Source organism: Kitasatospora cineracea (assembly GCF_003751605.1).
In the GTDB taxonomy this organism is placed as follows: Bacteria; Actinomycetota; Actinomycetes; order Streptomycetales; family Streptomycetaceae; genus Kitasatospora; species Kitasatospora cineracea.
In genome coordinates, this window is the sequence record NZ_RJVJ01000001.1 from 5,521,052 (window position 1) to 5,546,541 (window position 25,490).

Consider the following 25,490-nt stretch of genomic DNA (forward strand, 5'->3'; position numbering starts at 1 on the left):
GCTCCGCCGATCGCCCATCCCTGCCGGGAGAGACCTGCCATGCGCCCACCCCACCCCGTCCGAGCCGCGCTCTCGCTGGCCGTGCTGCTCGCGTCCGGCCTCGGACTCGCCACCGCGCCCGCCCAGGCCGCCGCCCCCGCCGCCCCCGCGTCCGGGGCGCGGAGCCTCGCGCCGGACACCCGGTTCTACGTCGACCCGGGGAGCAAGGCCGCGCAGCAGGCGCTGACCGACCTGAAGGCCCACGACCTGCAGGGCGCCCTGGAGATGGCGCAGCTGGCGTCCTGGCCGGTCGCGCAGTGGTTCAACGGGACGGCGACCCCGCAGGAGACCACCGACGCGATGGCCGCGCTGCAGGCGAAGGCCGCCCGGGCCCGGCAGGTGCCGGTCACCGTGGCGTACAACGTGCCGGGCCGGGACTGCTCGCAGTACTCGGCGGGCGGCGCCTCCAACAGCACCGAGTACGCGGCCTGGATCGACGCGCTGGCCCGCGGCATCGGCGACCGCAAGACCGTGGTCGTCCTGGAGCCGGACGGCCTGGCCCTGTCGCCCGCGTTCTGCGGCGGCACCGCCACCCAGCAGCAGGACCGCCTCGCCGAGATCTCCGGCGCCGTGGACCGGCTGGAGCAGCAGCGCGGCGCGATCGTCTACCTGGACGCCGGGCACAGCAGCTGGCAGAACGTCGGCACCCAGGCCCAGCTGCTGATCGACGGCGGCGTGGCCAAGGCGCAGGGCTTCTTCCTGAACGTGTCGAACTACCAGACCGACGCCGCGCTGACCCGCTACGGCACGCTGGTCTCCCAGTGCGTCTGGTACCTGCAGAACACCCCGGGCGCCACCGCCGACTCCTGCGCCAACCAGTACTGGCCCGCCGCGGACGCCGACGCCTGGTACGCCGAGCGCGTCCCGGCCGGCGCGAAGCTCCCCCACTTCGTGATCGACAGCAGCCGCAACGGCCAGGGCCCGTGGACGCCGGAGCCCGGCAAGTACACCGGCGACCCGCAGACCTGGTGCAACCCGCCCGCCCGCGGCCTGGGCACCCGCCCCACCGCGAACACCGGCCGGGCCCTGCTGGACGCCTTCCTGTGGATCAAGGTCCCGGGCGAGTCCGACGGCAGCTGCACCCGCGGCACCGCCGGCCCCGCCGACCCCGAGTACGGCTCGGTCGACCCGATCGCCGGCGGCTGGTGGCCCGCCCAGGCCCGCTCGCTGGCGGACAACGCCGCCCCGAAGCTGACCTTCAACACCGGGCTGCTCCCGCAGCACTGACCCACCGCGCCGCCACCTCCGCAACCCCGCACCACCCCGTACCCCGCACCACCCCCGGACGCCCGGGCGAGCAGCGCGCTCGCCCGGGCGTCCGCCGTGCCTCACCCGGCGGGGCGGTCCGGGCCGTCCGCGTGCCGGGCGACGATCTCCCGCATGGTGGACAGGAAGCCCTCGACGGCGGCCCGTTCGACCGCCGACAGCCCGTCGACCAGGGCGACGGCCTCGCCGATCAGCGGGCCGAAGAACCCCTGGCCGAGCGCGACGGCCCGCTCGGTCACCTCCAGCAGCACCCGCCGCCGGTCGTGCGGGTCGCGGGCGCGCCGGACGTGCCCCAGCCGCTCCAGCCGGTCCAGCACGGCGGTGGTCCCCGCCGAGTTGATCCCCAGCTCGCGGCCGAGCAGCCCGGGCGTGGCGGGCACCTCGGCCCGGGCGGCGTCCAGCAGTGCGATCAGCGCCCGCAGGTCGGTCGGGTGCAGGCCGTGGCGCTGCGCGAACGAGGCGGCCAGCAGGTCGAGTTCGACGGTCAGCGCGCGCAACTGGTGCACGGTGCGCAGACCGGGCCCTGGATCGTCCATCCGTTCGTCCTCTCGTGGGCGGGATTGCGGGCGGGGGTTGCCCGCGAGGGATCCGACCCGCATATTATCTCGTTCAGCGAGAAGATTGCCGAGCGAGACAATATTCCCCAGCAGGAGACCCGCCATGGGATTCGACCGGTCCGCCTTCCTGTCCGCCTACGACACCCTGCTCGACCGCTGGCCCGTCCCGGTCGACACCCTCGACCTCGACACCCCCTACGGCACCACCCGGGTCAACGCCGCCGGACCGCCCGACGCCCCGCCCCTGCTGCTGCTCCACGGCGGCGGCGCCACCGCCGCGAGCTGGTGGGCCAACGTCGGCGAACTCGCCCGCACCGCACGGGTGTTCGCCGTCGACCGGATCGGCGAGGCCGGGCGCTCCACGGCGGACGGCCGCCCCCGGCCGCGCACCGTCGCCGAGCTGCACGGCTGGCTCGACACCGTCCTCGACGCGCTCGGCGCCGAACGCGCCGACCTGTGCGGGCACTCCTACGGCGGCTGGATCGCCCTCACCTACGCGCTGAGCCGCCCCGACCGGACCGACCGGCTGGCCCTGCTCGACCCCACCGGCTGCTTCACCGGCTACCGCCCCTCCTACCTGCTGCACGCAGCCCCGATGCTGGCCCGCCCCAGCGAGCGCCGGGCCCGCGCCTTCCTCGCCTGGGAGACCGGCGGCACCCCGCTCGACCCGGACTGGACCCGGCTGTACGGCCTCGCCGCGACCTTCCCCGCCGCCCGCCCCGTCACCGGCCCCCGCCCCACCCCCGCGGCCCTCGCCGCCCTCGACCGCCCCTGCCTGGTCCTGCCCGCCGCCGCCAGCCGCGCCCACGACCCGCGCACCCTCGCCACCCGCGCCGCCGCCCTCCTGCCCCGGGCCCGCGTCCACCCCCTGGAAGGCGTCTCCCACCACGCCCTCCCGTACCTGCGCCCCGCCGAGCCGAACGCCGAACTCACCACCTTCCTGGCCCGCTGACCGCACCCCCGGCAGGGGCGGTGCGCGGCGCAGCGGCACGGCGGGGCCATACTTGGGCGGTCCGTCCGTCGAGGAGGCGCCGTCCGCATGGCCAAGAAGCCCACCGCCCCGCGCGCCGCCGCGCGCCCGGCCCTGCTGCACCTGTCCGGGGTCAGCCGCGCCTACGGAGGCCGGGAGGTGCTGCACCCCGTCGACCTGGACCTCGCCGCCGGGGAGTGCGTGGCCCTGCTCGGCCACAACGGCTCCGGCAAGTCGACCCTGCTGCGGATCGCCGCCGGACGCGACCTGCCCACCAAGGGGACGGTGCGCTTCGACGGCCTGCCGATGAACGAGAACGACCCGCGGATCCGGGCCCGGGTCGCGGTCGTCGGCGACACCGTCGCCCACTACCCCGACCTGACGGTCCGCGAGCACCTGCTGCTGGTCGCCGTCGCGCACGGCGTCGCCGACGCCGCCGACTGGGTCGACCAGGTGCTGGAGAACCGCTCGCTCACCGAACGCGCCGACGCCCTGCCCTCCGCCCTCTCCTCCGGACAGCTCCAGGCCCTGCTGCTGGCCTGCGCCCTGGTCCGCCCCCGCGACCTGCTGCTGCTCGACGAACCCGAGCAGCGCCTCGACCCGGAGGCCCGCCGCCGCCTCGCCGAACTCCTGACCGCGGAACTCGCCGACGGCGTCGCGGTCCTGCTGGTCACCCACCACGACGACCTGGCCCGCGAGGTCGCCGACCGGGTCCTGGTCCTCGAGGACGGCCGGATCGTCCGCCAGGGCCCGCCCGCCGAAGTCCTCGCCGCCGACACCCGCCCCCGCACCACCCCGGCCGGACCCCGGTGACCCGCCCCGCGGCCGCGGCCGAACCGCTCGCCCCGGCACCCGACGCCGACGGCCCCGCCGACACCCCCACCGCCTGGACCGCCGACGACGACTGGACCGACGAGGCCCTCGCCCTGCTGCGCGCCCTGCGCGCCCCGCACCGCCGCAACCGGGCCAAGCAGGCCGCCTTCGCGCTCTACTGCACCCTGCTGATCCTGGTGATCTGGGGCGGCATCCCCAGCCTCGGCCTCTTCCTGCAGGCCTCGATGGGCGCCGACTACACCGCCCACGGCCCCGACCTGCTGGCCGCCATGCCCAGCGGCATCGCCGCCGCCGGGCTCGCGGTGCTGTTGCTGGCCGTCCGCGACGGACTGTGGCGCGGCCCGGTCGTCCCGCCCCGGGCCACCACCGACTGGCTGCTCGCCCACCCCGTCCGGCCCCGGCCGGTGCTGCGCCCGTGGTTCTGGCTCTCCTGCGGACTGGCCGCCCTGCCCGGACTGCTGGGCGCCGTCGGCGGCATGGTCGCGCTCGGCCTCACCGTCCGGGTCGGCCTGCCCGCCGCCCTCGGCTGGTGCCTGGCCGGCGGCGCCTGCCTGCCGCTGCTGGGCGTCTGCGCGGGCCTGCTGGTCCAGCGCAGCACCCGGGCCGCCCGCTGGGCCCGCGCCCTGACCCCGCCGGCGACGGTGCTGGTCCTGGCGCTGGCCGCGCAGAGCGCGCTGGCCGTCGCGGGCCACCCCGTGCCCTGGCTGGAGCGGATCGAACTGTGGTCGGGCCCGTGGGGCTGGGCCGGGATCGCCGCCCTGGCCCCGACCCCCGCCGCCGTCCCGGGCGCCCCGCTGGCCGCCGCCCTGCTGCTGGCCCCGACCGCGCTCTGCCTGGTGCTCGCCGACCGGGCCGCCGCCACCGTCCCGCTGCCCCTGCTGCGCGAACGCGCCCGGACCGCCGCCGGCGTGCTGGCCGCGCTGCGCACCGTCGAACTCCGGGCCGCCCGGCTGGCCGTCACCGGCGCCTCCGGCGGCGGACGGCAGCTGCGGGTCCGGCTGCCCGCGCCCCGGCGGCCCCGGCTGGTGCTGTACTGGCGCGACACCCTCTCCCTGCTGCGGTCCCCCGCCCGGCTGGGCCGCGCGGTGCTGCTGACCGTGCCCGCCCTGCTCTGCGGGGTGCTGGCGGACGGCACCCGGGGCGCCCTGTCCTGGGGGGTCACCGCCCTCGCCCTGCTGTTCGGCTACCTGGCGCTGGCCCAACTGCTGGAGCCCGCCCGGATCGAGACCGACGACGTCCGCCGGGCGTCCTGGTCCCCGTACCCGTTCGCCGACCTGATGCTGCGCCACGCGGTGGTGCCCACCGCGCTCGGCCTGCTGCTGGCCGTGCTCGGCACGGGCACCGTGCTGGCCTGCGGCGGCGGGACGGCGGCCTGGGCGGCGCCGCTGGCCGTCCCGCCGCTGGTCGCCGCCGGGCTGGTCAACGCCTGCCGCGGCCCGGCCCGCCGCGACCTGCTCTACCGCTCGCCCCAGCCCGCCGGCGGCAGCACCGGCCTGCTGTTCTTCACCGCCTGGTACGCGGCCGGCCCGGCCGTGGCCCTGCCCGTCCTGGCCCCGCCCCTGTCGACCGCCCTGCGCGCCGGCACCCCCGCCCACCTGCTGCAGGCCCTGCTGATCGCCCTGGTCCTGGCCGCCGTCCTGCTGCACTGGGCCCGCTCCCGGGCCGCCGCCCTCCCGCGCCTGGCCGGGCCGAGCTAGTGCCGCGTCAGGCAACCTTCGCCCGTCGCGACTCCCCCAGCCCCGAGGGGGGCTGGGAGGTGCCCCCTTGGCACGCCCTCTCGCCGCACCGGCCGAAAACCCGAGTACATCCAGTACGAGGGCTTCCGGCCGGCACGCCGAGAGCACGCACCGGCCGCCGCTCCTTCACGGCAAAGGCTGCCTGACGCGGCACTAGTGCCTGCTCACCGCCGGTAGCGGCGGGCGACCGCGTCGAAGGCGGCCTTCGGCTCCCACGGCAGGTCCGGGTAGCGGGCGCCGCGGGCCCCGTCGAGGAGCTTGACGATGCCCAGCGAGGCCCGGTCCAGGTCGTCGCGCGGGTCGCCGTCCGGGCGGTGCGGGTAGCCGGACAGGGCGAACAGGAAGACGAACGCGCTGTCCACGCCCTCGCTCTCGAACACCTCCAGCAGCTCGTCCAGGTACCGGGCCTGCCCGGCCTCGTCGCGTTCGTGCGCGGCGGCCAGCCGCAGCGGCGCCCCGGTCCCCGGGTCGTGCTCGACCACCTCCAGGACCCGGCCGCCGCGGTCCCCGGCGCCCCGGTAGGCGGCGGTGCCGAAGCCCGTGACGGCGAGCGGCTTCGGGCCGCGGGCCAGGGTGCGCACCGCCTCCCGGAACCGGTCGGCGACCTCGGCGGAGCGCAGCAGCTCGAAGGTGGTGAAGTCGAAGGGCGTCCAGTCGACCTGTTCGAACTGGATCGCCGCGTAGGTGACCGGGCCCCCGAAGCGGGCCCGGACGTCCGCCACCGCCGCGCCCAGGAAGGCGTTCATCCGCTCCCCGAGCTCCCGGATCCGCCCCGCCCGCAGCTCCGGCTCCGCCATCAGGCGGGCGACCCGCTCCTCGGGGCTCCCGCCGGGCAGGAAGCCGCGGACCATCACGCTCAGCTCGACGCCGGCCACGAACACCACCGCGGCCCCCAGCCGCCGGACCCGCTCGGCCCGCTCCGCGCAGTCCCGCAGCAGGGCGCGGACCTGCTCCGGCTCCAGCTCCAGCGGGTAGGGCGAGAACCACACCTCCAGGCCGAGCCCGGCCGCCGCCCGGGCCGCCAGTTCCAGCCGCTCCGGGTCGCCGCCGATCAGCTGGACGGCGTCGCAGTGCAGGTCGTCGCGGATGACGGCCAGCTCGCGCCGCACCACCGCCGGGTCGAAGTCCGGGCGGGAGGCCCGGCCGTGCCGGACGAACCCGGTGTCGTAGGTCATTCCCCTTGCTCGCACGGTGCGCTTCCCCTCCGGTGGTCGGTACTGGCGGGGACGAGGCTGGCAGGAAATTTGCGGGAGTGCAAGTTTGCTGTCCGGCAAGTTTGCCGGGGCGCAGTGCGGTGTGGAACGCTGGCCGCCGTGACGACACCTGGGCTGCGGGAGCGGAAGAAGCGGGCCACCCGGGAGGCGCTGCGCGCGGCCGCCCTGCGGCTGGCCGTGGAGCACGGGCCGGACGGGGTCCGGGTCGAGGACATCGCCGAGGCGGCCGGGGTCTCGCCGCGCACCTACCACAACTACTTCGCCGGCCGCGAGCAGGCGATCGTCTCCGCCGTCACCGCCGACCGGGAGGAGCGGGTCGCCGCGGCGCTCGCGGCCCGGCCCGCCGGGGTGCGGCTGGCCGAGGCCGTCACCGACGCGGTGGTCGAGCAGTACACCGGCACCGGCGAGCAGGCCCCAGAGGCCCTGCTGCTGATCCTCACCCGCCCCGCCCTGCGCGAGGCGTTCCTGGACACCACCGCCGGGATCGAGGCCCCGCTCGCGGCGGAGATCACCGCCCGCCTGGCGGCGGCGCAGCAGCACCGCGCCGCCGGGCCGGAGTCCGCCCGGGTGCTCGCCGCGGCCACCGCCTCGGCCGTCCGGATCGCGCTGGCCGACTGGCTCCGCCCGCCCGCGGGCCCCGCCGGGGAGGCGGGCCCGGCCGCCGCCGCGGGCCTGGTCGTCCCCGCCGGCCCGCTGCCCGAGCGGCTCCGGGCCGCCCTGGCCCCGCTCGCCCCCGCCTTCGACGCCGCCGAGCAGCAGTCCGCCGGGCAGCAGCCCGCCGGGCAGCAGCCCGCCGGGCAGCAGTCCGCCGGGCCGGTGCGGCGGGTGGTGCCGAACGTCAAGGTGGCGGGGGAGGGGGCGCAGCGGGCGAACCGGGAGTTCTACGGGCGGCTCGGCCTCGCGGAGGTCATGAACCACGGCTGGATCATGACCCTGGCGGCGCCCGCCGTCCCGGCCGCGCAGGTCAGCTTCGCGGTCCGGGACGCCACCGCGCCCGTGCTGCCGGACCTGAGCGTCGAGGTCGCCGACGTGGACGCCGCGCACGCCGCGATGCTGGCGGCCGGCGCCGAGGTGGTCCACCCGCTGAGCGACGAGGAGTGGGGCGTGCGGCGCTTCTTCGTCCGGGACCCGAACGGCCTGGTGGTGAACGTCCTCGGCCACCGCTGAGGACCCGCCGCCGACCGGCCGCCGCCGAGGGGCAGCCACTGACGGGCCCGCCGCCCAGGGCCGACCGCCGAGGAGCCGCCCCGCGGGCGCCTACCAGCCGGTGCGCAGCTGGTAGGAGGCGGCCAGGTCGCGGACCTCCGCCGAGCGGACCACCTCGCGGCCCAGGACCGGGCGCAGGTGCTTGTCGAGCAGCCGCAGCACCTCCTCCGAGAGCCTGGCCTTGAGCCCCTCGGGCCGCCCCGGCAGCAGCCCGATGGCGATGTGCACGAAGGCCGTCACCTGCCCGTCCGAGCCGTCGACCCAGGTCTCCGCCGCCGGGCGGAAGAAGGTCTTGCACACGCCCCGGGACGCCACCCACTCGCGCACCAGCGGGTGGAGCTCGCGGACGAAACCGGGGCGGTCGAAGGCGTCGGCGAGCTGCGGCGAGTAGTCGACGGTGATGTGGGGCATGACGGACGACCTCTCCCGACCTCTTCGCGCAGATGCTTGGCTTCTACATCCGCCCATCCTCCTCCCGCCCCTCCCCGCCCCCGCGCCCGGGGTCCCCGATCCGCCCGGAGTGCGGACGCCGCAGGCCGGACAGCGGTCACCGTCGGCCCGCCCCGCCCGCCGGACCGGGCGAAACCACCGCCCCGGGCACGGAAATCCGGGCGCGGCCATTGGCCCGCTCCGAGCGGGGAGTGTAGGAATGGGCGTATGACCCGGTTTCGGGCAGCACCCGGTGGACACAGCACGGCGGGCCCCGCCCCCGTACGACGGCTGTCCGCCGCCGCGCGCCCCGCCCCCGCGGCCCGCGCGACGCCCGCCCCGACAGCCCGCACGACCCCCGCCCCCGCCGGACGGCCCGGATGACGGCCGCCTCGGAAGGGACGGGCCGGCACCGCGCCCCCGCACCGGCCGTCGTCCGCGAGGGCGTCCTGCTGCTCGACGCCGACCTGCTGCTGCGCTACGCCAACGACGAGGCCCGCCGCCTGCTCGGCCTGCCCGCCGACTGCGAGGGCCGCCCGCTCGGCGCGCTCGGCCTGCCGCCCGACCTGACCGCCCTGCTGCACGGCCCCGGGGAACTCACCGACGCCCGCGCCGCCGTCCACGGCCGCCTGCTCCACCTCGACCTCCACCCCACCGACCGCTCCGGCGGCCTGCCCGGCCGGATCGCCACCCTGCGCGACAGCGCCCCGCTCACCGGCCCCGACACCGCCCGGCTCCGGCTGGAACTGCTCTACCGGGCCGGCGCCTCGATCGGCACCACCCTCGACATCACCCGCACCTGCGAGGAACTCGCCTCCGCCCTCGTCCCGGCGTTCGCCGACTTCGCCTGCGTCGACCTCTACGAGGGCGTGCTGGCCGGCGGCGAACCCCGCCCCGGGCGGCGCCGCCCGCTGCGCCGCGCCGCACTGGCCGGCGTCACCGAACTGTCGCCGCTGCTGGCCCCCGGCTCGTCCGTCCCGATGGTCCCCGGCACCCCCCGGTCCCGGGCCGTCACCGAACTGCGCTCGGTGGTCGAACCCGACCTGACGGCCGCGCTGGCCGCCTGGGACGAGCTCCACCCCGGCACCGTCGACGCCATGCGCGCGCAGGGCGTGCACACCCTGGTCACGGTGCCGCTGGCGGTCGGCGGGACACTGCTGGGCGTGGCCACCTTCTGGCGGGCCCGCCCGCGCCCGGTCTTCGACGAGGAGGACCGCACCCTCGCCGAGGAACTCACCGCCCGGGCCGCCGTCCTGGTCGAGAACGCCCGCCGCTACACCCGCGAACACACCATGGCCGTCGCCCTCCAGCACAGCCTGCTGCCCGCCGGACTCCCCGAACAGGACGCCCTCGAGGTCGCCTCCCGCTACCTGCCCGCGCAGGCCGGGGTCGGCGGCGACTGGTTCGACGTCATCCCGCTCTCCGGCGCCCGGGTCGCCCTGGTGGTCGGCGACGTGGTCGGCCACGGCGTGCACGCGGTCGCCACCATGGGCCGGCTGCGCACCGCCGTGCACACCTTCTCCTCGCTCGACCTCGCCCCCGACGAACTGCTCGGCCACCTCGACGCCCTGGTCAACCGGCTCGACCAGGAACACCCCGCCCCCGACGGCAGCGAGCGCCCGATCACCGGTGCGACCTGCCTGTACGCCGTCTACGACCCGGTCACCCGCCGCTGCACCATGGCCCGGGCCGGCCACCTGCCGCCCGCCGTGGCCTACCCCGACGGCCGGGTCGAGATCGTCGACCTGCCCGCCGGGCCGCCGCTCGGCGTCACCGGGCTGCCCTACGAGAGCGCCGAACTCGAACTCCCCGAGGGCAGCCGGGTGGTGCTGTACACCGACGGGCTGGTGGAGTCCCGCAGCCACGACCTCGACCACGGCCTGAAACTGCTGCGCGCCGCCCTCGCCCGCCCCGGCCGCGACCCCCGGCAGACCTGCGAGGACCTGCTCGCCGCGCTGCTGCCCGCCAACCCCGCCGACGACACCGCCCTGCTGGTGGCCCGCACCCGCGCGCTGCCCGCCGACCACGTCGCCGACTGGGACGTCCCCGCCGACCCCGCCGCCGTCGCCCGGATCCGGGCCGCCGTCACCCGCCGCCTCGCCGACTGGGGCCTGGCCGAGCAGGCGTTCGCCGCCGAACTCGTGCTCAGCGAACTGATCACCAACGCCATCCGGCACGCCGCCCCGCCGATCCGGGTCCGGCTGCTGCGCGACCGGTCGCTGATCTGCGAGGTCCGGGACGGCTCGGCCACCTCCCCGCACCTGCGCTACGCCACCGACACCGACGAGGGCGGGCGCGGCCTGTTCCTGGTCGCCCAGCTCGCCGAACGCTGGGGCACCCGCTACCCCGCCAGCGGGAAGGTCATCTGGGCCGAGCTGCCCACCGAGGAGTGAGCGGCCGGGAGGGGCTAACGGCCCGGCCGCTCACTCCTCGCACAACTGCTTGAACAGCTCCAGATCGGCGCGGACCGCCTCCTCCACCGCGTGGCTCTGCGCGAAGCCGCGCGGGCCGCCCATCGCGTCGGTCAGCTCCTGCGGGTCGTACTCCAGGCGCAGTTGGACCCGGGTGTGCGCGGCGTCCAGCGCCCGCAGCGCGAAGGTGCCGCGCAGCGGCGGGCCGTCCACCGTCTCCCAGCTCATCACCCGGCCGCGCCCGTGGTCGGTCAGCTCCGCGTCCACCGCGTGCCGCTCGCCGCCGAACTCCACGTCCAGCAGCGCGTGGTGCCGGCCGTGCGCACTGGCGTGCACCACCCCGGCGACGAACAGCGGGTACTCGGCCACCCGGTGCAGCTGCGACCAGGCCGTCCCCACCGGGGCGGTCACCTCGATCTGCTCCTCCAGCGTCCGCATCGGCGGCACCTCCGCTCCGTCCACCCCGAGGGCTCCGTCCGCCCCGGGGGTGCACTCCCTCCAGCCTGCCAGGGGCCGGGCCCCGCGACGACAGGGGCCGGGCCCGGAACGGCGCACCGCCCCCGGCCGGGGGGAGGGCCGGGGGCGGTGCGGGGGAAGCGGCGGGGGCTCAGTCCTCGGGGAAGTCCCCGTCGAACGCGGCCGCCAGCCGCAGGTACGGAACGGCCTCGGCGTGCCGGCCCTGGCGCTCCAGGACGCGGCCGAGCACCAGGTGCGCGTAGTGCTCCACCGGGTCGCGCGCGATCACCTCGCGCAGCTGCTCCTCGGCCCGGCGCAGCTGGGCCGAGTGGTAGTAGGACCGGGCCAGCAGCAGCCGCGGGCCGACCTGCTCGGGCACCTCGTCGACCAGGCCGGTGAGGATCAGCGCGGCGTCCGCGTACGCCTTGGAGTCGAAGAACAGCTGGGCCCGCGCCCAGCGCTCGCCCGCGCTCTCGCCCGGGGACACGACGGCCGCACCGCTGTGGCGGAGGTCGGTGGTCATTGCCTGCTCCTTCCCGTTGCCGGGTCTCCCGCCGGGCCGCACCGGCCCGACAGGTGGTTGAACATTCACCCACCGGGCGGTATTCCACGCCCCCTCCCGGGGCGCCGCCGCAGGTCAGGACGGGGGTGACAGGTCCAGCAGACGGTGCATGAACGGGACCGGCAGGGCCGGGTTCGACGCCGCCGCCTCCGGGTGGGCGTGCGGCTCCAGGCACTCCAGCAGCCGCGGCAGCGGCAGGCGCGGATCGGCCACCGCGGCCCGGGCCACCACCGGGTCCTCGTCCGCGGCCAGGGCCGGCAGCAGGTCCGGCGGCAGGTCCGGGTCGCGCAGCGCGGCCAACCGCAGGGCCGGCTCCGGACGGTCGGCCCAGCGGGACAGGCCCGGGGCGGCGAAACGCGGGTCCGCGACCAGCGCGGCCGGGCCCAGCAGCTGCCCGTACACCGAGCGGAGCAGCGCGCCCGGGGCGTCCGCGCAGTGCTCCGCCAGGGCCAGCCGCACGATCAGCTCGGCGTCCGCCGCCAGCACGGCCACCACCGGCGCGGGCAGCCGCTCCAGCGAGGCCACCGCGCAGCGCACCAGCGGGTGCGCCGATCGGGCCAGCCGCAGCAGCTCCGCCGGATCGGCCGCCCGCTCGGCCACCCAGGGCAGCGGCGGCGCGGCGTCCGGCAGCCGGTACGCCACCGCGGCGCGCTGCTCCTCCGTCAGGTCCGGGCGCAGCGAGACCGCCAGCCGCACCGCCTCGTGCGGGTCGGCGGCCAGCACCAGCGCCAGGTCGGTGGGCAGCTGCGGGTTGCCCGCGGCGGCGGCCCGGATCCGCGGTTCGTCGTCCAGCACCAGCCACTCGCCCAGCGCCCGCTCCAGCCGGGCCGAGGCCGCCGTGCGCTCCCGGCGGGCCGGGTCGCTCTCGGCGATGTACCCGGCCAGCGTCACCGGCAGCTCGCGCTCCACCCGCAGCGCCCGCTGCACCGCGGCCCGCACCGCCGGGTCGCGGTCGGCCCGCAGACCCGTGCGCACCCGAGGCGGCAGCTGCGGCCAGGACTCCCGGCGGACGGCCGCCGCGCGCACCAGCGGCGAGGTGTCCTGGACCAGCGCCACCAGCAGCTCCAGCGGCAGGCCCGGGCAGCCCGGGACCCGGCGGCGGGTGTCCGGGTCGCGGTCGGCGGCCAGCGCGGCCAGCGCCGCCGGGGGCAGCACCACCCGGTGGGCGGCCGACGCGGCGGCCCGGCGCACCCGGCGCTCCCGGTCGCCGGCCAGCTCCGCCAGCACCGGCGCGGCCAGCCCCGGACGCTCCGCCAGCGCCGCCCGCACCTGCCACCGGGGGTGCCGCAGCGCGGCGGCCAGCACGGGCGCCGGCAGCTCCGGGCGGCGGGCCGGCCAGAGCGGGTCGGGGCCCTGCGCCAGCAGCCGCACCAGCACCTCGACCGGAGCCCCCGGATTGGCCGCCAGCCCGTCGCACCAGGCCCGCACGGGCGGCGGGCCGGACAACGGGCGCCAGCCGGCGGCCGACTGATCTGCGCTCAGATCGAGCACCTGCGAGTACCTCCCCCGGAACGGCAAACGCCATCGACCCTACCCGCGCGGCGCCGCCGCGTGCACCGGTTCCCGCCAGCCCGGCACAGCCGGGAGGAGCGATGTCGGAAGTGTGCGCACGGCACGCGCGTCCGAAGGAGAACGCCCCCGGCGGATGGCACTCGGTGCCAGCGGCCGGGGGCGCGGACCGGGGCGCCGGTGGGGCGGCGGCCCGGAGAACTGCGGGGGAGAGGCGCGGGGTCAGGGGCGGGGCGCCAGGCGGAAGGTCAGCACCCGGCCGTCCTCCTCGCTGGTCACCAGGTGGACCCGGGCGCCGATCGGCACCGCCCCCGGCAGGCCGCCGAGCACCGACGCCTGCACGGTGAAGCCCTCGTCCAGCACGATCAGGTACGGCCGCCCCAGGTGCGGGCCGCGGCGGGTCGGGCGCAGCAGCCGCTGCACCGTGCCCTGTCCGCAGGCGCGGGCGGGCGACAGGTCGGCCGAGCCGCACACCGGGCACAGCAGGCAGGTCGCCGCGCTGGCCGAGTGGCACCACTGGCAGCGCCGGTAGTCGAGTTCGGCCTCGCCGGGGGCGCCGGCGGCCTGCTGGGGGAAGGGGTGTTCGACGAAGGGCGCGAACGGGGCGAGCGGGGCGTGCGGTGCGGACGGGGCGAGCGTGAGGGTCATGGCCGTCTCCTCCCTGGGCCTGGGTGCGCCGCCGTACCGCCGCCCGGGAGCGGGCGTGCGGTCGGGGCGTCTGCCAGAAGGAAGGTATGGCACTCAGTGCCTTCTGTAAAGGTACGGAGTGCCAAGTCATATCGGCGGATCTTCGACGGCCCGTCAGGCCCGGGGGCGGCCCGGGCCGGTCAGCCCTCCAGGGCCGCCTCGACGCCCTGCACCACCCGCCACATCGGCGTCCCGCGCCGGGCCACCATCACCACCACCTCGTCGTCCTGCGAACCGCCGCCCCCGCCGCCCTCCGCGCCGTTCCCCCAGGTGTCGACCACCAGTTGCAGCGCCTCGTCCACCGCCGCGCCCACGTCGCCCTCGCCGCCCGAGCGCAGCCAGGCCCGCAGCGCGTAGTTGTGCGCCGCCACCACCGCCGCCGCGATCACGTCCGCCCGCAGCGCGCCGTCCGAGCGGGCCGCGTACCTGGTGCGCAGGTGGCCCGCCAGGGTGCGCTCGTAGCGCCAGACCACCGACAGCTCGTGGATGCGCAGGGTGGGCACCTGCTTGGTCAGCCGGTAGCGGCCCACCGAGAACGCCGGGTTCCCCGCGTACATCCGCAGCACCAGCCGGGCCGCGTCGCAGACCTGCTCCACCGGGTCGCCGGCCGGGTCGGCCGCGCCCAGGAAGGCCGTCATCTCGGCCAGGCAGCCGTCGTGGTCGGGGAACACCACCGCTTCCTTGGAGGGGAAGTAGCGGAAGAACGACCGGCGGCCGACGCCCGCGAGCGAGACGATGTCGTCGATCGTGGTCTGCTCGAAACCCCGCTCGGAGAACAGCTCGAACGCCGCCTCGACCAGCGCGTCCCGCATCGTCGGCCGCGCCGCGCCGCCGGACGTCCGGTCCTGCTCATGCACCTCGCTCATACCCGGACGGTAGCACCGACCAGGCGGTTCGGGCTGGGCCCGGCGGCACTGAGTGTGCATAATCGGGGGTACTGAGTGCCACACCGAGGAGACTGCCATGACCCAGGACTTCGACCTCTACCGGCTCGGCGAGGAGCACGAGATGCTCCGGGAGTCGGTGCGTTCGCTGGCGGAGGCGAAGATCGCTCCGTTCGCGGCGGCGGTGGACGAGGAGGGGCGTTTCCCGCAGGAGGCGCTGGATGCGTTGCGGGCGGCGGATCTGCATGCGGTGCACGTGCCGGAGGAGTTCGGTGGTGCGGGGGCGGACGCGTTGGCGACGGTGCTGGTGATCGAGGAGGTGGCGCGGGTGTGCGCGTCGTCGTCGTTGATCCCGGCGGTGAACAAGCTGGGTTCGCTGCCGGTGCAGTTGTCGGGTTCGGAGGAGTTGAAGGCGAAGTACCTGGGGGCGCTGGCGCGGGGCGAGGGCATGTTCTCGTACTGCCTCTCGGAGCCGGAGGCGGGCTCGGACGCGGCGGGGATGCGGACGCGGGCGGTGCGCGACGGGGACTTCTGGGTGCTCAACGGTGTGAAGCGGTGGATCACCAACGCGGGCGTCTCGGAGTACTACACGGTGATGGCGGTGACCGATCCGGAGAAGCGCTCGAAGGGGATCTCGGCGTTCGTGGTGGAGAAGGGCGACGAGGGGGTCTCCTTCGGTGCGCCGGAGAAGAAGCTGGGCATCAAGGGCTCCCCGACGCGTGAGGTGTACTTCGACAGCGTGCGGATCCCGGCGGAGCGGATGATCGGGGCGGAGGGCACCGGTTTCGCCACCGCGATGCGCACGCTCGACCACACCCGGGTGACGATCGCGGCGCAGGCGCTGGGCATCGCGCAGGGTGCGCTGGACTACGCGAAGGGGTACGTGAAGGAGCGCCGGCAGTTCGGGAAGGCGATCGCGGACTTCCAGGGCGTGCAGTTCATGCTGGCGGACATGGCGATGAAGCTGGAGGCGGCGCGGCAGCTGACCTATGCGGCGGCGGCGAAGTCGCAGCGCGGCGACGGCGACCTGACGTTCTTCGGGGCGGCGGCGAAGTGCTTCGCGTCGGACGCGGCGATGGAGATCACGGTGGACGCGGTGCAGTTGCTGGGCGGGTACGGGTACACCCGGGACTATCCGGTGGAGCGGATGATGCGGGACGCGAAGATCACCCAGATCTACGAGGGCACCAACCAGGTCCAGCGCATCGTCATGGCCCGCAACCTGCCCTGACGAGCGGCCGGGAACCGGTCCTGACAGGGGCGCGGGGAGGCAGGGCGTACGCGCCGCCGCCCCGCGCCCCTGCTGTCGTGCCGCTCCGCCGGAGCGAGTGGTTCCGGTCACAGGTGGGGCGGGTGGGGCGCCTGTGGCGGGAGTGAAATCCCGTGGATGGTGCGGGAGTTGGCCGGAAACGGATGGTGCCGTGCGGGGTGGCGGGAGGCTCTGTCCGGCACTGGGTGTCGACCCGGTGTGGCGGGGGATCTAAGGTATGCCTTAGCTTACTGGGCGGCCTCCGGGGGATCTTCCCGGACGGCCCCCGCATCGGCCCGACCCCTCGTCCCTGGAGTGAGCATGCCCGCCCGCCGCACGTCTGCCGCCGCCTTCCTCGTCCTCGCCGTGGCGGGTGCCGCGCTGGTGGGGTGCTCGAAGAAGGACAGCGGTGCCTCGACCTCGGCGGACGGCTCCGGCCCGGTGCAGGTGACCGCGACCGACAGCTCGTGCGAGCTGTCGAAGACCACCTTCCCGGCCGGGCACGTCGAGCTGGCGGTGGCGAACAAGGGCGGCAAGGTCACCGAGGTGTACGTCTACGCCGACGGCGACAAGATCGTCACCGAGCGGGAGAACATCGGCCCCGGCACCAAGGTCACCATCAACGCCGAGATCAAGGCCGGCACCTACGAGGTGGCCTGCAAGCCGGGCATGACCGGCGACGGCATCCGGCAGAAGATCACCGTCACGGCCGGCGCCTCCGCCTCGGCCAAGGCGGACGACCGGCTGACCCGGGCGGTCACCGACTACCGCACGTACGCCCAGGAGCAGGCCGACGCGACCATCCCGGTGGTGGAGCAGTTCGCCGCCGCGATCACCGCGGGCGACGTGGAGAAGGCCAAGTCGCTGTTCGCCGCCTCCCGGGTCGGCTGGGAGCGCACCGAGCCGGTGGCCGAGAGCTTCGGCGACATCGACCCGAAGACCGACACCCGCGAGGACGCCCTCGAGGACGGCCAGCAGTGGACCGGCTGGCACCGCCTGGAGAAGTCGCTGTGGGTGGACGGCAAGATCGGCGACGAGGAGAAGACCCTCGCCGCCCAGCTGGTCACCGACCTGAAGGACTGGCAGAAGCGCGTCCCCGGCGCCGAGATCACCCCCACCGGCATGGCCAACGGCGCCAAGGAGCTGCTGGACGAGGTCTCCAAGAACAAGATCACCGGCGAGGAGGACCGCTACAGCCACACCGACCTGTCGGACTTCGCCGCCAACGTCGAGGGCGCCCGCCAGGCCTACGAGCTGCTGAAGCCGGTCGCCTCGGAGAACGAGCCGGAGCTGTCCAAGACCCTGGACGGCGAGTTCGAGAAGATCACCGGCCTGCTCGGCAAGTACCGGGCCGCCGACGGCACCTACACCTCCTACGACAAGGTCACCGAGGACGAGCGCAAGACCTTCTCGGACGCGGTGAACTCGCTCGGCGAGCCGCTGTCCAAGCTGGCCGCCGCCGTGGTGGTCAAGTGACACCAGGCCGGCAGCGGGGCCGGTGACGGTCAAGCGCAGGTCAAACGGGGCGGGCGGGTCTGGACTCCAGGTAAGGCCAGCGTAAGCTAAGTCCCCGTCAGGGTGCTGCCGCAGCGGCGGCAGCACCCCCACCCGGTACCACGTCCGAGAGGGAACGCCAGAGATGGACGCCGAGAACGAGCAGCAGGCGGCCCCCGCCGAGAGCGGTGGGGCCGCGCCGCGGGCCGGGCTCAGCCGACGGGCCGTCATAGGCTGGGCGGGGGCCGGGGTCGCGCTCGGCGCGGCCGCGGTGGGCACGGTGGCCGCCGCCACCATGTCCAGCGAGGACGGCGCCGCCGCGCCGCAGACGCCGGACGTCCCGTTCTACGGCGAGCACCAGTCGGGCATCTCCACCCCCGTCCAGGACCGGCTGCACTTCGCCGCCTTCGACGTGATCACCGACGACCGGGACGCCCTGGTCAAGATGCTCAAGGAGTGGACCAAGGCGGCCGCCTCGATCACCGGCGGCCGCGAGGTCGGCGGCGGCGCGGTCGGCGTCGTCCCCGAGTCGCCGCCGGACGACACCGGCGAGGCGCTCGGCCTGCCCGCCTCCCGGCTCACCCTGACCATCGGCTTCGGGCGCACCCTGTTCGACAAGGACGGCACCGACCGGTTCGGGCTCAGGGCCAAGCTGCCCGAGGCGCTGGTCGAGCTGCCCAAGTTCAAGGGCGACCGGCTGGAGGCCGCCCGCAGCGGCGGCGACCTGTGCATCCAGGCCTGCGCCGACGACCCGCAGGTCGCGGTGCACGCGATCCGCAACCTGGCCCGGATCGGCATGGGCGTGGTCAACGTCCGCTGGTCGCAGCTCGGCTTCGGCAAGACCTCCTCCACCACGCCGGACAGCCAGACCCCGCGCAACCTGATGGGCTTCAAGGACGGCACCCACAACATCGCCGGAACCGACGCCGACGCGCTCGGCAAGCACGTCTGGGTCGCCCCCGGCGACGGCGCCGACTGGATGACCGGCGGCTCCTACCTGGTGGCCCGCCGGATCCGGATGACCATCGAGACCTGGGACCGCGCCTCGCTCAAGGACCAGGAGGACACCTTCGGCCGCACCAAGATCGAGGGCGCCCCCTACGGCAAGCAGAAGGAGCGCGACACCCCCGACCTGTCCGCTCTGCCCGCCGACTCGCACGTCCGCCTGGCGCACCCCGACAGCAACGACGGGCTGATGATCCTGCGCCGCGGCTACTCCTTCACCGACGGCACCGACGGCCTCGGCCGCCTGGACGCCGGCCTGTTCTTCCTGGCGTACCAGCGCGACACCCGCAAGGCGTTCGTCCCGCTGCAGACCAAGCTCGCGGCCAACGACAAGCTGAACGAGTACATCACCCACGTCGGATCCGCCCACTTCGCCTGCCCGCCCGGTGTCCGCAAGCCCGGCGAGTGGTGGGGCCAGAGCCTCTTCGGCTGACCCCCGCCACCCACTCTTCCGAGGAAGGAGAACCGCCGTGTTCGCCAACTACCTGATCGGCCTGCGCGAAGGCCTCGAGGCCAGCCTCGTGGTCTGCATCCTGATCGCCTACCTGGTCAAGACCGGCCGCAAGGACCGGCTCGGCCCGGTGTGGATCGGCGTCGGCAGCGCCGTCGCGCTGGCCATGGCGTTCGGCGCGGTGCTGCAGTTCGGCTCCGACCAGCTGTCCTTCGAGGCCCAGGAGGCGCTCGGCGGCAGCCTGTCGATCATCGCGGTCGGCCTGGTCACCTGGATGGTCTTCTGGATGCGCCGCACCGCGCGGCACCTGAAGAGCGAACTCCAGGGCAAGCTGGACGCCGCGCTCGCCATGGGCACCGTCGCGCTGATCGTCACCTCCTTCCTGGCCGTCGGCCGCGAGGGCCTGGAGACCGCGCTGTTCATCTGGACCGCCGTCCAGTCCACCGGCGACGGCTGGAGCCCGCTGGCCGGCGCGACGCTGGGCCTGCTCACCTCGGTCGTGCTGGGCTGGCTGTTCTACCGCGGCGCGGTCAAGATCAACCTGGCCAAGTTCTTCACCTGGACCGGCGGCATGCTGGTCGTCGTCGCCGCGGGCGTCCTCGCCTACGGCGTGCACGACCTCCAGGAGGCCGGCTGGATCCCCGGCCTCGGCACGCTGGCCTTCGACATCTCCTCCACCATCCCGGCGGACAGCTGGTACGGCACGCTGCTCAAGGGCGTGTTCAACTTCCAGCCCAACCCGACGGTGGTCCAGGTGGTGGTCTGGCTGCTGTACCTGGTGCCGACGCTGTACTTCTTCTTCCGCAAGCCCGCCTCCGGCGGGGTGCAGGGCAAGCCGGTCCAGGCGCCGGCCGAACCGAAGGCCGCCTGACGGCGGGGGTCGGGGCGGGTGCCCGGGAGCCGCTCGGTGCCGTGATTGTGCGGTGGCCGGGCGGTTCGGCGTTGGTGGGGGTGGGTGGGGGTGTTCGGCGGGGTGCGGGGCAAGCCGGTCCAGGCGCCGGCCGAACCGAAGGCCGTCTGAAGGCGGGGCGGGTGCCCGGGAGCCGCTCGGTGCCGTGATTGTGCGGTGGCCGGGCGGATCGGCGTTGGTGGGGGTGGGGGTGGGGCTCAGGTGGGCCAGTGGTGGAGGGCTTGGGCGGCGATCCGGTGCAGTTGGTCGGGCGGGGTGCCGTCGGCGGCCTGGACGGCGAGGCCGTGGGTGAGGGCGCTCAGGTAGCCGGCCAGGGCGGCCGGGTCGGTGCCGGGTGGGAACTCGCCGTCGGCGGCGGCCTGTTCGAGGCGGGCGCGCAGGGCGGCGCGCTGGGTGGCGCGGCGGGCGGCGCTCTCGGCGCGCACCGCCTCCGAGCCGGGGCCGGTGGCGAGCGCGCCGTGCACCAGCAGGCAGCCGGGGCCCTCCGGGCGGGTGACCACCTCGACGGTGCCGCGCAGCAGTTGCTCGGCGACCGCGCGGGCGGTGGGCGCGGCCAGGGCCTCCCGGACGTGCCGGGCCGGGCCGTGGTGGTAGCGGTCCAGGCACTGGCGGAACAGTGCCTCCTTGTTGCCGTACGCCGCGTACAGGCTGGGCCGGTTGATGCCCATCGCGGCGGTGAGGTCGGAGAGCGCGGTGCCCTCGTAGCCGTGCCGCCAGAAGACGCGCATCGCGCGCTCCAGCCGCTCGTCGAGGTCGAACGTGCGCGGACGGCCCGTCATGTCGTCCTGCCCTCCGGTGGGTTCGGTTCTGCCCCGGTCATTCTGTACCGATCGATATGGTAGCGTCTCCGCCGTGTACCGAACGGTACAGATCTGGGAGGGGAACCCGACATGACGCAGCAGCCCACCGCCACCGCCACCTTCGCGCCCGACGCACTGGCCGGCCGCACCGCCCTGGTCACCGGCGGCTCGCGCGGCATCGGCGCCGCGATCGCCCTGGCCCTGGCCGCCGCCGGGGCCGACGTCGCACTCAGCCACGGCGGCTCGGCCGACCGGGCCGCGGACGTGGTGCGGCGGATCGAGGCGCTCGGCCGGCGAGCCGCCGCCTACCGGGCCGACCAAGGGGACACCGCCCAGGTCGAGGACCTGGTCGCCACCGTCGCGGCGGACTTCGGACGGCTCGACATCCTGGTCAACAACGCCGGCGTGCTGGCCGGCGCCCCGGTCGACGGGGACGCCGACCCGGCGGCCCTGGAGCGCCAGTACGCCGTCAACGTGACCGGGGTGACCGCCGCGATCCGGGCCGCCGCGCCCCGGCTGCCCGACGGCGGGCGGATCATCACCGTCGGCTCCAACCTGGCCACCCGCCCCGGCCTGCCCGGCCTCGCCGACTACGCGGCGACCAAGGCCGCCGTCACCTCCTACAGCCGCAGCGCCGCCAGCGAACTGGCCGGCCGCGGCATCACCGTCAACGTGGTGCAGCCCGGCTCGACCGCCACCGAGATGAACCCCGAGGACGGCCCGCACTCCGAAGCCCAGCGCGCCGCCAACGCGCTCGGCCGCTACGGCCGCCCCGAGGAGATCGCCGCCGCCGTGGTCTTCCTGGCCACACCGGCCGCCGCCTTCGTCACCGGCAGCGTGCTGGCCGTCGACGGCGGCTACTTCGGCTGATCCGGCTCCGGAGCGCGGCGCCGGGCGGCGCCGTACTGGTCGTCGGTGACGGCCTCGGCCCACACCGTCTCGGGCGAACCGTCACCGGTGGCCTCCCAGAGCGCCAGGTGCGCCATGAAGCGGTCCGGGACGGCGCCGTGCCAGTGCGCCTCGCCCGGCGGGCACACCACGCTCTCGCCGGGGTGCGCCTCCAGGACGACACCGTCCCGGGTGCCGACCAGGGCGATCCCGGAGACCACGTGCAGGGTCTGGCCGAGCGCGTGGGTGTGCCAGTGGGTGCGGGCGCCCGGCGCGAAGCGCACCAGGTTGGCGCGCAGCCGGGACGGGGCGGCACCGGCCGCCAGGACATCCCACCAGACGTCGCCGGTGAACCACTCGGCCGGGCCCCGGCCGGTGGGCTGCTGCGGGAGGAATTCCATCGGGTGCTCCTGGGGGAGGGGGCGGTCAGGGCTTGAGCAGGGTCTTGATCGCGCGGCGCTCGTCCATCGCCCGGTAGCCCTCGGCGACGTCGGCGAGCGGCAGGGCGAGGTCGAAGACCTTCCCGGGGTCGATCCGGCCGGACAGCACCCGCTCGTTCAGGTCCGGCAGGTAGCGGCGGACGGGGGCCGGGCCGCCGCGCAGGCCGACGTGCGAGAAGAACAGCTCCTGGCCGTCCAGGGCGACGCCGTGCGGGACGCCGACGAAACCGACGCTGCCGCCGGGGCGGGCGGAGTGCAGGGCCTGCCGCATGGCCTCGGCGGTGCCGACGCACTCCAGGACGCTGTCGGCGCCGATGCCGCCGGTCAGCTCCCTGACCCGCTCGATGCCCTGCTCGCCGCGCTCGGTGACGATGTCGGTGGCACCGAAGGCCAGGGCGAGCCGCTGCCGGGACTCGTGGCGGGACATGGCGATGACGCGCTCGGCGCCCAGCTCCCGGGCGGCGATCACCGCGCACAGGCCGACCGCGCCGTCGCCGACCACCACGGCGGCCGAGCCGGGCCGGACCTGCGCGGCGTCGGCGGCCCACCAGCCGGTGCCCATCACGTCCGAGTTGGCCAGCAGACCCGGCCACAGGTGCTCGTCGGGGGTCTCGTCCAGGGCCACCAGGGTGCCGGCGGCGTTCGGGATGCGGATGTACTCGGCCTGGCAGGTGGACATGAACTCGCGGTGCAGGCAGTTCGACTGGAAGCCGTTGCGGCAGTTCGGGCAGGTGTTGTCGGAGGTGGCGAACGAGCCGACCACGAACTGGCCGGGCCGCAGCCCGGTCACCTCGGAGCCGACCTCCTCGACGAAGCCCACGTACTCGTGGCCCATCGGGTGCGGGGCCTCGACCGGCTCCGCACCCCGGTAGGGCCACAGGTCGGAGCCGCAGACGCAGGTCACGGCGGTGCGGATGACCGCGTCGGTGGGCTCGATGACCTTCGGGTCGTCCAGGGTCTCCGACCGGATGTCGCCGGGGGCGTGGATCACGGTGCCGCGCATGGGAAGTCCTTCGGGATCGGGGGATGTCCGCTCTCCAGCCAAGCGCGTCGCGCGGACCGGCGCGAGGCACGGCGGAGAGGTGTACCGGCAGTGCACCCCTCGGGAGCCGGACGCGGCAGGGGGCGGACGCGGCGGGGCGGGACCGGGAGCGGGGAGCCGGACGCGGCGCGGCGCGGCGGGAGCGGCCGGGCCGATGAGTTCGGGGCCGCCGGACGGTCAGTACGGGCATGGAGACCCTGGAGATCGAACCGCGGCCCGGTGTCGAGGAGCACCTCGCCGCGCTGCTCGCCCGACAGCCGCGGCCCGTCCGCGTCGTCCTGCTGGTCGCGGGGGTGGGCAGCCCCGGGCCGGGGGAGCTGGACCGGCTCGGGCGGCTGGCGGCCGGGGCCCGGCGGGCGGGGCACCAGGTGGTGCTGCGCGGGGCCGGGCCCCGGCTGCGGCTGCTGCTCGAACTCACCGGCCTGGCCGAGGCCCTGCCGGTGGAGTGACGGGCCGTCAGCCGGCGGTGGGCGCGCCGGCGGTGTGCGGGTCGGTGGTCAGGCGCATCGGCAGGCCCCACAGCGGGAAGAGCCGTTCCACGTCCATGTGGTTGGTCATGGTGGCGATCCGGCCGTCGACGATCTCCAGCTGGGTCAGGCCCCAGGGCGTCCACCCGTTGCCGTCCTCCGCCGGGCGGTACTGGGCGAAGGCCGGCATGCCGTTCGCCGCCACCGGCAGCAGCCGCGAGCCCGCGCAGCCGCAGCCCGCGCCCTGCCACCACTCGCCGAGCTCCACCACGCCCCGCACCCACATCTGGAACGGCGGCATGTTCAGCACCGCGTCCTCGTGCAGCAGCCGCTTCAGCGCCTCGATGTCGAAGGCCTCGAACGCCTGGACGTAGCGGGACAGCAGGGAACGCTGTGTCTCGTCCAGCGGATCGAAGGCGTCACCCGCCGGGCCCTGGGCGGCCATTGTCGCCCGGGCCCGCTGCAGCGCGCTGTTCACCGAGGCCACCGACGTCTCCAGCAGCTCCGCCGTCTCCGCCGCCGACCAGGCCAGCACCTCGCGCAGGATCAGCACCGCCCGCTGCCGGGCCGGCAGCTTCTGCAGCGCCGCCACGAACGCCAGCCGCACCGACTCCCGGCCCACCGCGACCTCCGCCGGATCCCCCGCCAGCACCCGGGCGTCCGGCACCGGGCCCACCCAGACGTTCTCCTCCAACTGCGCCAGGTCCGGGGCGGCGGCCGGGCACGGCGAGGTCAGGTCCATCGGGCGGGCCCGGCGCTGCGGGGCCGGCGCCATGTCCAGGCAGACGTTGGTGGCGATCCGGTACAGCCACGTCCGCAGCGCGGAGCGGCCCTCGAACCCGTCGAACTTCGACCAGGCGCGGACCAGCGTCTCCTGCACCGCGTCCTCCGCCTCGAAGGCCGAGCCCAGCATCCGGTAGCAGTACGCCGTCAGCTCCCGCCGGAACGGCTCCAGCCGCTCCGCCACCCCGTCACGATCCATGATCATTGCCACGTCGTCCAGCCTAGTGCGGGGCAGTGACAGCCGGCGCTCAGGCGGTGTCGTCGGGGCGGAGTTGGATGTGGTCGGTGGCGAGGTCGGCGGCGACGCGGTGCTGCATGCCGAGGGCGGTGAGGAAGGCGGCGGGGAGTTGGACGCGGCCGGTGCGGTCGAGCATGACGTATTCGCGTTCGGAGACGGTTTCGGTGCCGTGTTCGTCGATCCGGGTGCGGCGGAGGACTTCGCTGCTGGTGCGGCCGTCGCGGATGGCGACGGTGCGGCGGACTTCGCCGGCGACCATGGGGTCGTGGGTGACGATGACGACGGTGGTGGCGAGTTCGCGGTTGACGGTGCGGAAGGCGTCGAAGATGCCGGCGGCGGTGTCGGTGTCGAGTTCGCCGGTGGGTTCGTCGGCGAGCAGGACGGCGGGTTCGTTGGCGAGGGCGACGGCGATGGCGACGCGTTGCTGCTGGCCGCCGGAGAGCTGGGCGGGGCGGCGGTGCGCCAGCTCGCCGATGTCCAGGGCTTCGAGGAGTTCGGTGACGCGTCCGCGCCGGCGCTTGGCCGCCCGGTGGCCGGAGCGCAACTGCATGGGCAGCGCCACGTTCTGCTCCGCCGTCAGGAACGGGAGCAGGTTGCGGGCGGTCTGCTGCCAGATGAAGCCCACCACCTCGCGGCGGTAGCGCAGCCGGTCCTTGGCGGTCATCGCCAGCAGGTCCTGGCCGTCCACCGTCGCGGTGCCCGCGGTCGGCGCGTCCAGGCCCGCCAGCACGTTCAGCAGCGTCGACTTGCCGCTGCCGGACGCGCCGACCAGCGCCACCAGGTCGCCCCGGTCCACCGTCAGGTCCAGGCCCTGCAACGCCTGCACCTCGATCCCGTCGGTGCTGAAGATCCGCACCAACCGCTCGCAGCTGATCGCCAGTTCGGCGCCGACGGTACGGGGCGCGGCGGCCGCCAGCGCCTTGCGCCGCAGCTCCTCCAGGCTCGGGGTCGGAGTGCTCATCG

24 protein-coding genes and 2 pseudogenes are annotated in these 25,490 nt (G+C 75.6%); 13 read left to right on the top strand and 13 right to left on the bottom strand.

The features are described 5' to 3' along the window. Window positions 1–39: 39 nt before the first annotated feature. Complete coding sequence (locus EDD39_RS24780) at window positions 40–1,266, top strand: glycoside hydrolase family 6 protein (protein WP_123559452.1); 1,227 nt, start codon at window positions 40–42, stop codon at window positions 1,264–1,266. 101 nt (window positions 1,267–1,367) lie between these two features. Here the strand turns inward: EDD39_RS24780 and EDD39_RS24785 are convergent, their stop codons facing one another. Beyond that, window positions 1,368–1,841, bottom strand: coding sequence for a MarR family winged helix-turn-helix transcriptional regulator (locus EDD39_RS24785; protein ID WP_123559454.1), 474 nt, complete (start codon window positions 1,839–1,841; stop codon window positions 1,368–1,370). A 124-nt stretch (window positions 1,842–1,965) separates the two neighbouring features. Here EDD39_RS24785 and EDD39_RS24790 point away from each other — a divergent pair, with 124 nt between their 5' ends. The 3 genes from EDD39_RS24790 to EDD39_RS24800 all read left to right on the top strand — a co-directional run bounded on the left by EDD39_RS24790 (window position 1,966) and on the right by EDD39_RS24800 (window position 5,363). Continuing rightward, window positions 1,966–2,814, top strand: a complete 849-nt coding sequence (locus EDD39_RS24790) for an alpha/beta fold hydrolase (RefSeq protein WP_123559456.1) — start codon at window positions 1,966–1,968, stop codon at window positions 2,812–2,814. 87 nt (window positions 2,815–2,901) lie between these two features. Next, a complete protein-coding gene (locus EDD39_RS24795) occupies window positions 2,902–3,645 on the top strand; it encodes an ABC transporter ATP-binding protein (protein ID WP_030464102.1) in 744 nt (247 codons plus the stop codon). Next, window positions 3,642–5,363: a hypothetical protein gene (locus EDD39_RS24800; protein ID WP_244257011.1), complete on the top strand. Its 1,722-nt coding sequence runs from the start codon at window positions 3,642–3,644 to the stop codon at window positions 5,361–5,363. The genes EDD39_RS24795 and EDD39_RS24800 overlap by 4 nt, the downstream gene beginning before the upstream one ends. A gap of 203 nt (window positions 5,364–5,566) precedes the next feature. On the opposite strand, the gene EDD39_RS24805 is transcribed toward EDD39_RS24800, so the two are convergent. Further along, window positions 5,567–6,577, bottom strand: coding sequence for a hypothetical protein (locus EDD39_RS24805; RefSeq protein WP_123559458.1), 1,011 nt, complete (start codon window positions 6,575–6,577; stop codon window positions 5,567–5,569). A 138-nt stretch (window positions 6,578–6,715) separates the two neighbouring features. On the opposite strand from EDD39_RS24805, the pseudogene EDD39_RS41285 reads away from it, so the two are divergent. Both EDD39_RS41285 and EDD39_RS41290 read left to right on the top strand, forming a co-directional pair. Further along, window positions 6,716–7,378, top strand: a pseudogene (locus EDD39_RS41285) (TetR/AcrR family transcriptional regulator); the annotation flags it as partial. 54 nt (window positions 7,379–7,432) lie between these two features. Further along, on the top strand, window positions 7,433–7,783 hold the full coding sequence (locus EDD39_RS41290) for a VOC family protein (RefSeq protein ID WP_123560847.1): 351 nt from the start codon (window positions 7,433–7,435) through the stop codon (window positions 7,781–7,783). A 90-nt stretch (window positions 7,784–7,873) separates the two neighbouring features. Here EDD39_RS41290 and EDD39_RS24820 read toward each other — a convergent pair whose 3' ends face one another. After that, window positions 7,874–8,233, bottom strand: coding sequence for a 5-carboxymethyl-2-hydroxymuconate Delta-isomerase (locus tag EDD39_RS24820; RefSeq protein WP_123559460.1), 360 nt, complete (start codon window positions 8,231–8,233; stop codon window positions 7,874–7,876). Between the two features lie 452 nt (window positions 8,234–8,685). Here EDD39_RS24820 and EDD39_RS24825 point away from each other — a divergent pair. Beyond that, window positions 8,686–10,644 (top strand): annotated as a pseudogene (locus tag EDD39_RS24825) (SpoIIE family protein phosphatase); the annotation flags it as partial. 30 nt (window positions 10,645–10,674) lie between these two features. On the opposite strand, the gene EDD39_RS24830 reads toward EDD39_RS24825, so the two are convergent. The 5 genes from EDD39_RS24830 to EDD39_RS24850 form a co-directional block, all read right to left on the bottom strand. Then, window positions 10,675–11,124 carry an SRPBCC family protein gene (locus EDD39_RS24830; protein ID WP_123819733.1) on the bottom strand — a complete coding sequence of 150 codons (450 nt, stop codon included), beginning with the start codon at window positions 11,122–11,124 and terminating at the stop codon, window positions 10,675–10,677. 145 nt (window positions 11,125–11,269) lie between these two features. Further along, a complete protein-coding gene (locus EDD39_RS24835) occupies window positions 11,270–11,641 on the bottom strand; it encodes a tetratricopeptide repeat protein (RefSeq protein WP_051828979.1) in 372 nt (123 codons plus the stop codon). A 114-nt stretch (window positions 11,642–11,755) separates the two neighbouring features. Then, on the bottom strand, window positions 11,756–13,171 hold the full coding sequence (locus EDD39_RS24840; RefSeq protein ID WP_123559464.1) for a hypothetical protein: 1,416 nt from the start codon (window positions 13,169–13,171) through the stop codon (window positions 11,756–11,758). Between the two features lie 240 nt (window positions 13,172–13,411). Next, the gene (locus EDD39_RS24845) at window positions 13,412–13,837 is read right to left on the bottom strand and encodes a Zn-ribbon domain-containing OB-fold protein (RefSeq protein ID WP_051818044.1); all 426 of its coding nucleotides are present in this window, start codon (window positions 13,835–13,837) and stop codon (window positions 13,412–13,414) included. Window positions 13,838–14,016: 179 nt separating this feature from the next. Then, a complete protein-coding gene (locus EDD39_RS24850; protein WP_208765574.1) occupies window positions 14,017–14,742 on the bottom strand; it encodes a TetR family transcriptional regulator in 726 nt (241 codons plus the stop codon). A gap of 97 nt (window positions 14,743–14,839) precedes the next feature. On the opposite strand from EDD39_RS24850, the gene EDD39_RS24855 reads away from it, so the two are divergent. The 4 genes from EDD39_RS24855 to efeU all read left to right on the top strand — a co-directional run bounded on the left by EDD39_RS24855 (window position 14,840) and on the right by efeU (window position 19,830). Further along, window positions 14,840–15,991 (top strand): acyl-CoA dehydrogenase family protein, encoded by a 1,152-nt coding sequence (locus tag EDD39_RS24855; RefSeq protein WP_123559468.1) that lies wholly within the window; start codon window positions 14,840–14,842, stop codon window positions 15,989–15,991. A 339-nt stretch (window positions 15,992–16,330) separates the two neighbouring features. Beyond that, complete coding sequence (efeO, locus tag EDD39_RS24860; RefSeq protein ID WP_123559470.1) at window positions 16,331–17,485, top strand: iron uptake system protein EfeO; 1,155 nt, start codon at window positions 16,331–16,333, stop codon at window positions 17,483–17,485. 163 nt (window positions 17,486–17,648) lie between these two features. Continuing rightward, entirely contained in the window at window positions 17,649–18,941 is a 1,293-nt protein-coding gene (efeB, locus tag EDD39_RS24865; RefSeq protein ID WP_123559472.1) for an iron uptake transporter deferrochelatase/peroxidase subunit, read from the top strand. A gap of 37 nt (window positions 18,942–18,978) precedes the next feature. Next, window positions 18,979–19,830 (top strand): iron uptake transporter permease EfeU, encoded by an 852-nt coding sequence (gene efeU, locus EDD39_RS24870; RefSeq protein ID WP_244257013.1) that lies wholly within the window; start codon window positions 18,979–18,981, stop codon window positions 19,828–19,830. Between the two features lie 236 nt (window positions 19,831–20,066). On the opposite strand, the gene EDD39_RS24875 is transcribed toward efeU, so the two are convergent. After that, window positions 20,067–20,648 carry a TetR/AcrR family transcriptional regulator gene (locus tag EDD39_RS24875; protein ID WP_123559474.1) on the bottom strand — a complete coding sequence of 194 codons (582 nt, stop codon included), beginning with the start codon at window positions 20,646–20,648 and terminating at the stop codon, window positions 20,067–20,069. 111 nt (window positions 20,649–20,759) lie between these two features. On the opposite strand from EDD39_RS24875, the gene EDD39_RS24880 reads away from it, so the two are divergent. Continuing rightward, window positions 20,760–21,539, top strand: coding sequence for an SDR family NAD(P)-dependent oxidoreductase (locus EDD39_RS24880; RefSeq protein WP_123559476.1), 780 nt, complete (start codon window positions 20,760–20,762; stop codon window positions 21,537–21,539). Here the strand turns inward: EDD39_RS24880 and EDD39_RS24885 are convergent. Together EDD39_RS24885 and EDD39_RS24890 are read right to left on the bottom strand one after the other, a co-directional pair. Then, entirely contained in the window at window positions 21,527–21,958 is a 432-nt protein-coding gene (locus tag EDD39_RS24885) for a (R)-mandelonitrile lyase (RefSeq protein WP_123559478.1), read from the bottom strand. The two genes, EDD39_RS24880 and EDD39_RS24885, sit on opposite strands and share 13 nt — an antisense overlap. A gap of 25 nt (window positions 21,959–21,983) precedes the next feature. Then, a complete protein-coding gene (locus EDD39_RS24890) occupies window positions 21,984–23,000 on the bottom strand; it encodes a zinc-dependent alcohol dehydrogenase family protein (RefSeq protein WP_123559480.1) in 1,017 nt (338 codons plus the stop codon). Between the two features lie 227 nt (window positions 23,001–23,227). On the opposite strand from EDD39_RS24890, the gene EDD39_RS24895 reads away from it, so the two are divergent. After that, window positions 23,228–23,488, top strand: coding sequence for an STAS domain-containing protein (locus EDD39_RS24895; RefSeq protein ID WP_123559482.1), 261 nt, complete (start codon window positions 23,228–23,230; stop codon window positions 23,486–23,488). 7 nt (window positions 23,489–23,495) lie between these two features. Here EDD39_RS24895 and EDD39_RS24900 read toward each other — a convergent pair whose 3' ends face one another. Both EDD39_RS24900 and EDD39_RS24905 read right to left on the bottom strand, forming a co-directional pair. Continuing rightward, window positions 23,496–24,494 carry a sigma-70 family RNA polymerase sigma factor gene (locus tag EDD39_RS24900; protein WP_208765655.1) on the bottom strand — a complete coding sequence of 333 codons (999 nt, stop codon included), beginning with the start codon at window positions 24,492–24,494 and terminating at the stop codon, window positions 23,496–23,498. Between the two features lie 43 nt (window positions 24,495–24,537). After that, window positions 24,538–25,488, bottom strand: a complete 951-nt coding sequence (locus EDD39_RS24905) for an ABC transporter ATP-binding protein (protein WP_123559486.1) — start codon at window positions 25,486–25,488, stop codon at window positions 24,538–24,540. Window positions 25,489–25,490 lie beyond the last annotated feature (2 nt).

Excerpts from the sequence above, each read along its gene's own strand:
- EDD39_RS24780 (WP_123559452.1), top strand. The coding sequence starts at position 40 with ATGCGCCCACCCCACCCCGTCCGAGCCGCGCTCTCGCTGGCCGTGCTG.
- EDD39_RS24785 (WP_123559454.1), bottom strand. The coding sequence starts at position 1,841 with ATGGACGATCCAGGGCCCGGTCTGCGCACCGTGCACCAGTTGCGCGCG.
- EDD39_RS24790 (WP_123559456.1), top strand. The coding sequence starts at position 1,966 with ATGGGATTCGACCGGTCCGCCTTCCTGTCCGCCTACGACACCCTGCTC.
- EDD39_RS24795 (WP_030464102.1), top strand. The coding sequence starts at position 2,902 with ATGGCCAAGAAGCCCACCGCCCCGCGCGCCGCCGCGCGCCCGGCCCTG.
- EDD39_RS24805 (WP_123559458.1), bottom strand. The coding sequence starts at position 6,577 with ATGACCTACGACACCGGGTTCGTCCGGCACGGCCGGGCCTCCCGCCCG.
- EDD39_RS24820 (WP_123559460.1), bottom strand. The coding sequence starts at position 8,233 with ATGCCCCACATCACCGTCGACTACTCGCCGCAGCTCGCCGACGCCTTC.
- EDD39_RS24835 (WP_051828979.1), bottom strand. The coding sequence starts at position 11,641 with ATGACCACCGACCTCCGCCACAGCGGTGCGGCCGTCGTGTCCCCGGGC.
- EDD39_RS24845 (WP_051818044.1), bottom strand. The coding sequence starts at position 13,837 with ATGACCCTCACGCTCGCCCCGTCCGCACCGCACGCCCCGCTCGCCCCG.
- EDD39_RS24850 (WP_208765574.1), bottom strand. The coding sequence starts at position 14,742 with ATGAGCGAGGTGCATGAGCAGGACCGGACGTCCGGCGGCGCGGCGCGG.
- EDD39_RS24855 (WP_123559468.1), top strand. The coding sequence starts at position 14,840 with ATGACCCAGGACTTCGACCTCTACCGGCTCGGCGAGGAGCACGAGATG.
- efeO (WP_123559470.1), top strand. The coding sequence starts at position 16,331 with ATGCCCGCCCGCCGCACGTCTGCCGCCGCCTTCCTCGTCCTCGCCGTG.
- efeB (WP_123559472.1), top strand. The coding sequence starts at position 17,649 with ATGGACGCCGAGAACGAGCAGCAGGCGGCCCCCGCCGAGAGCGGTGGG.
- EDD39_RS24875 (WP_123559474.1), bottom strand. The coding sequence starts at position 20,648 with ATGACGGGCCGTCCGCGCACGTTCGACCTCGACGAGCGGCTGGAGCGC.
- EDD39_RS24880 (WP_123559476.1), top strand. The coding sequence starts at position 20,760 with ATGACGCAGCAGCCCACCGCCACCGCCACCTTCGCGCCCGACGCACTG.
- EDD39_RS24885 (WP_123559478.1), bottom strand. The coding sequence starts at position 21,958 with ATGGAATTCCTCCCGCAGCAGCCCACCGGCCGGGGCCCGGCCGAGTGG.
- EDD39_RS24890 (WP_123559480.1), bottom strand. The coding sequence starts at position 23,000 with ATGCGCGGCACCGTGATCCACGCCCCCGGCGACATCCGGTCGGAGACC.
- EDD39_RS24895 (WP_123559482.1), top strand. The coding sequence starts at position 23,228 with ATGGAGACCCTGGAGATCGAACCGCGGCCCGGTGTCGAGGAGCACCTC.
- EDD39_RS24900 (WP_208765655.1), bottom strand. The coding sequence starts at position 24,494 with ATGATCATGGATCGTGACGGGGTGGCGGAGCGGCTGGAGCCGTTCCGG.
- EDD39_RS24905 (WP_123559486.1), bottom strand. The coding sequence starts at position 25,488 with ATGAGCACTCCGACCCCGAGCCTGGAGGAGCTGCGGCGCAAGGCGCTG.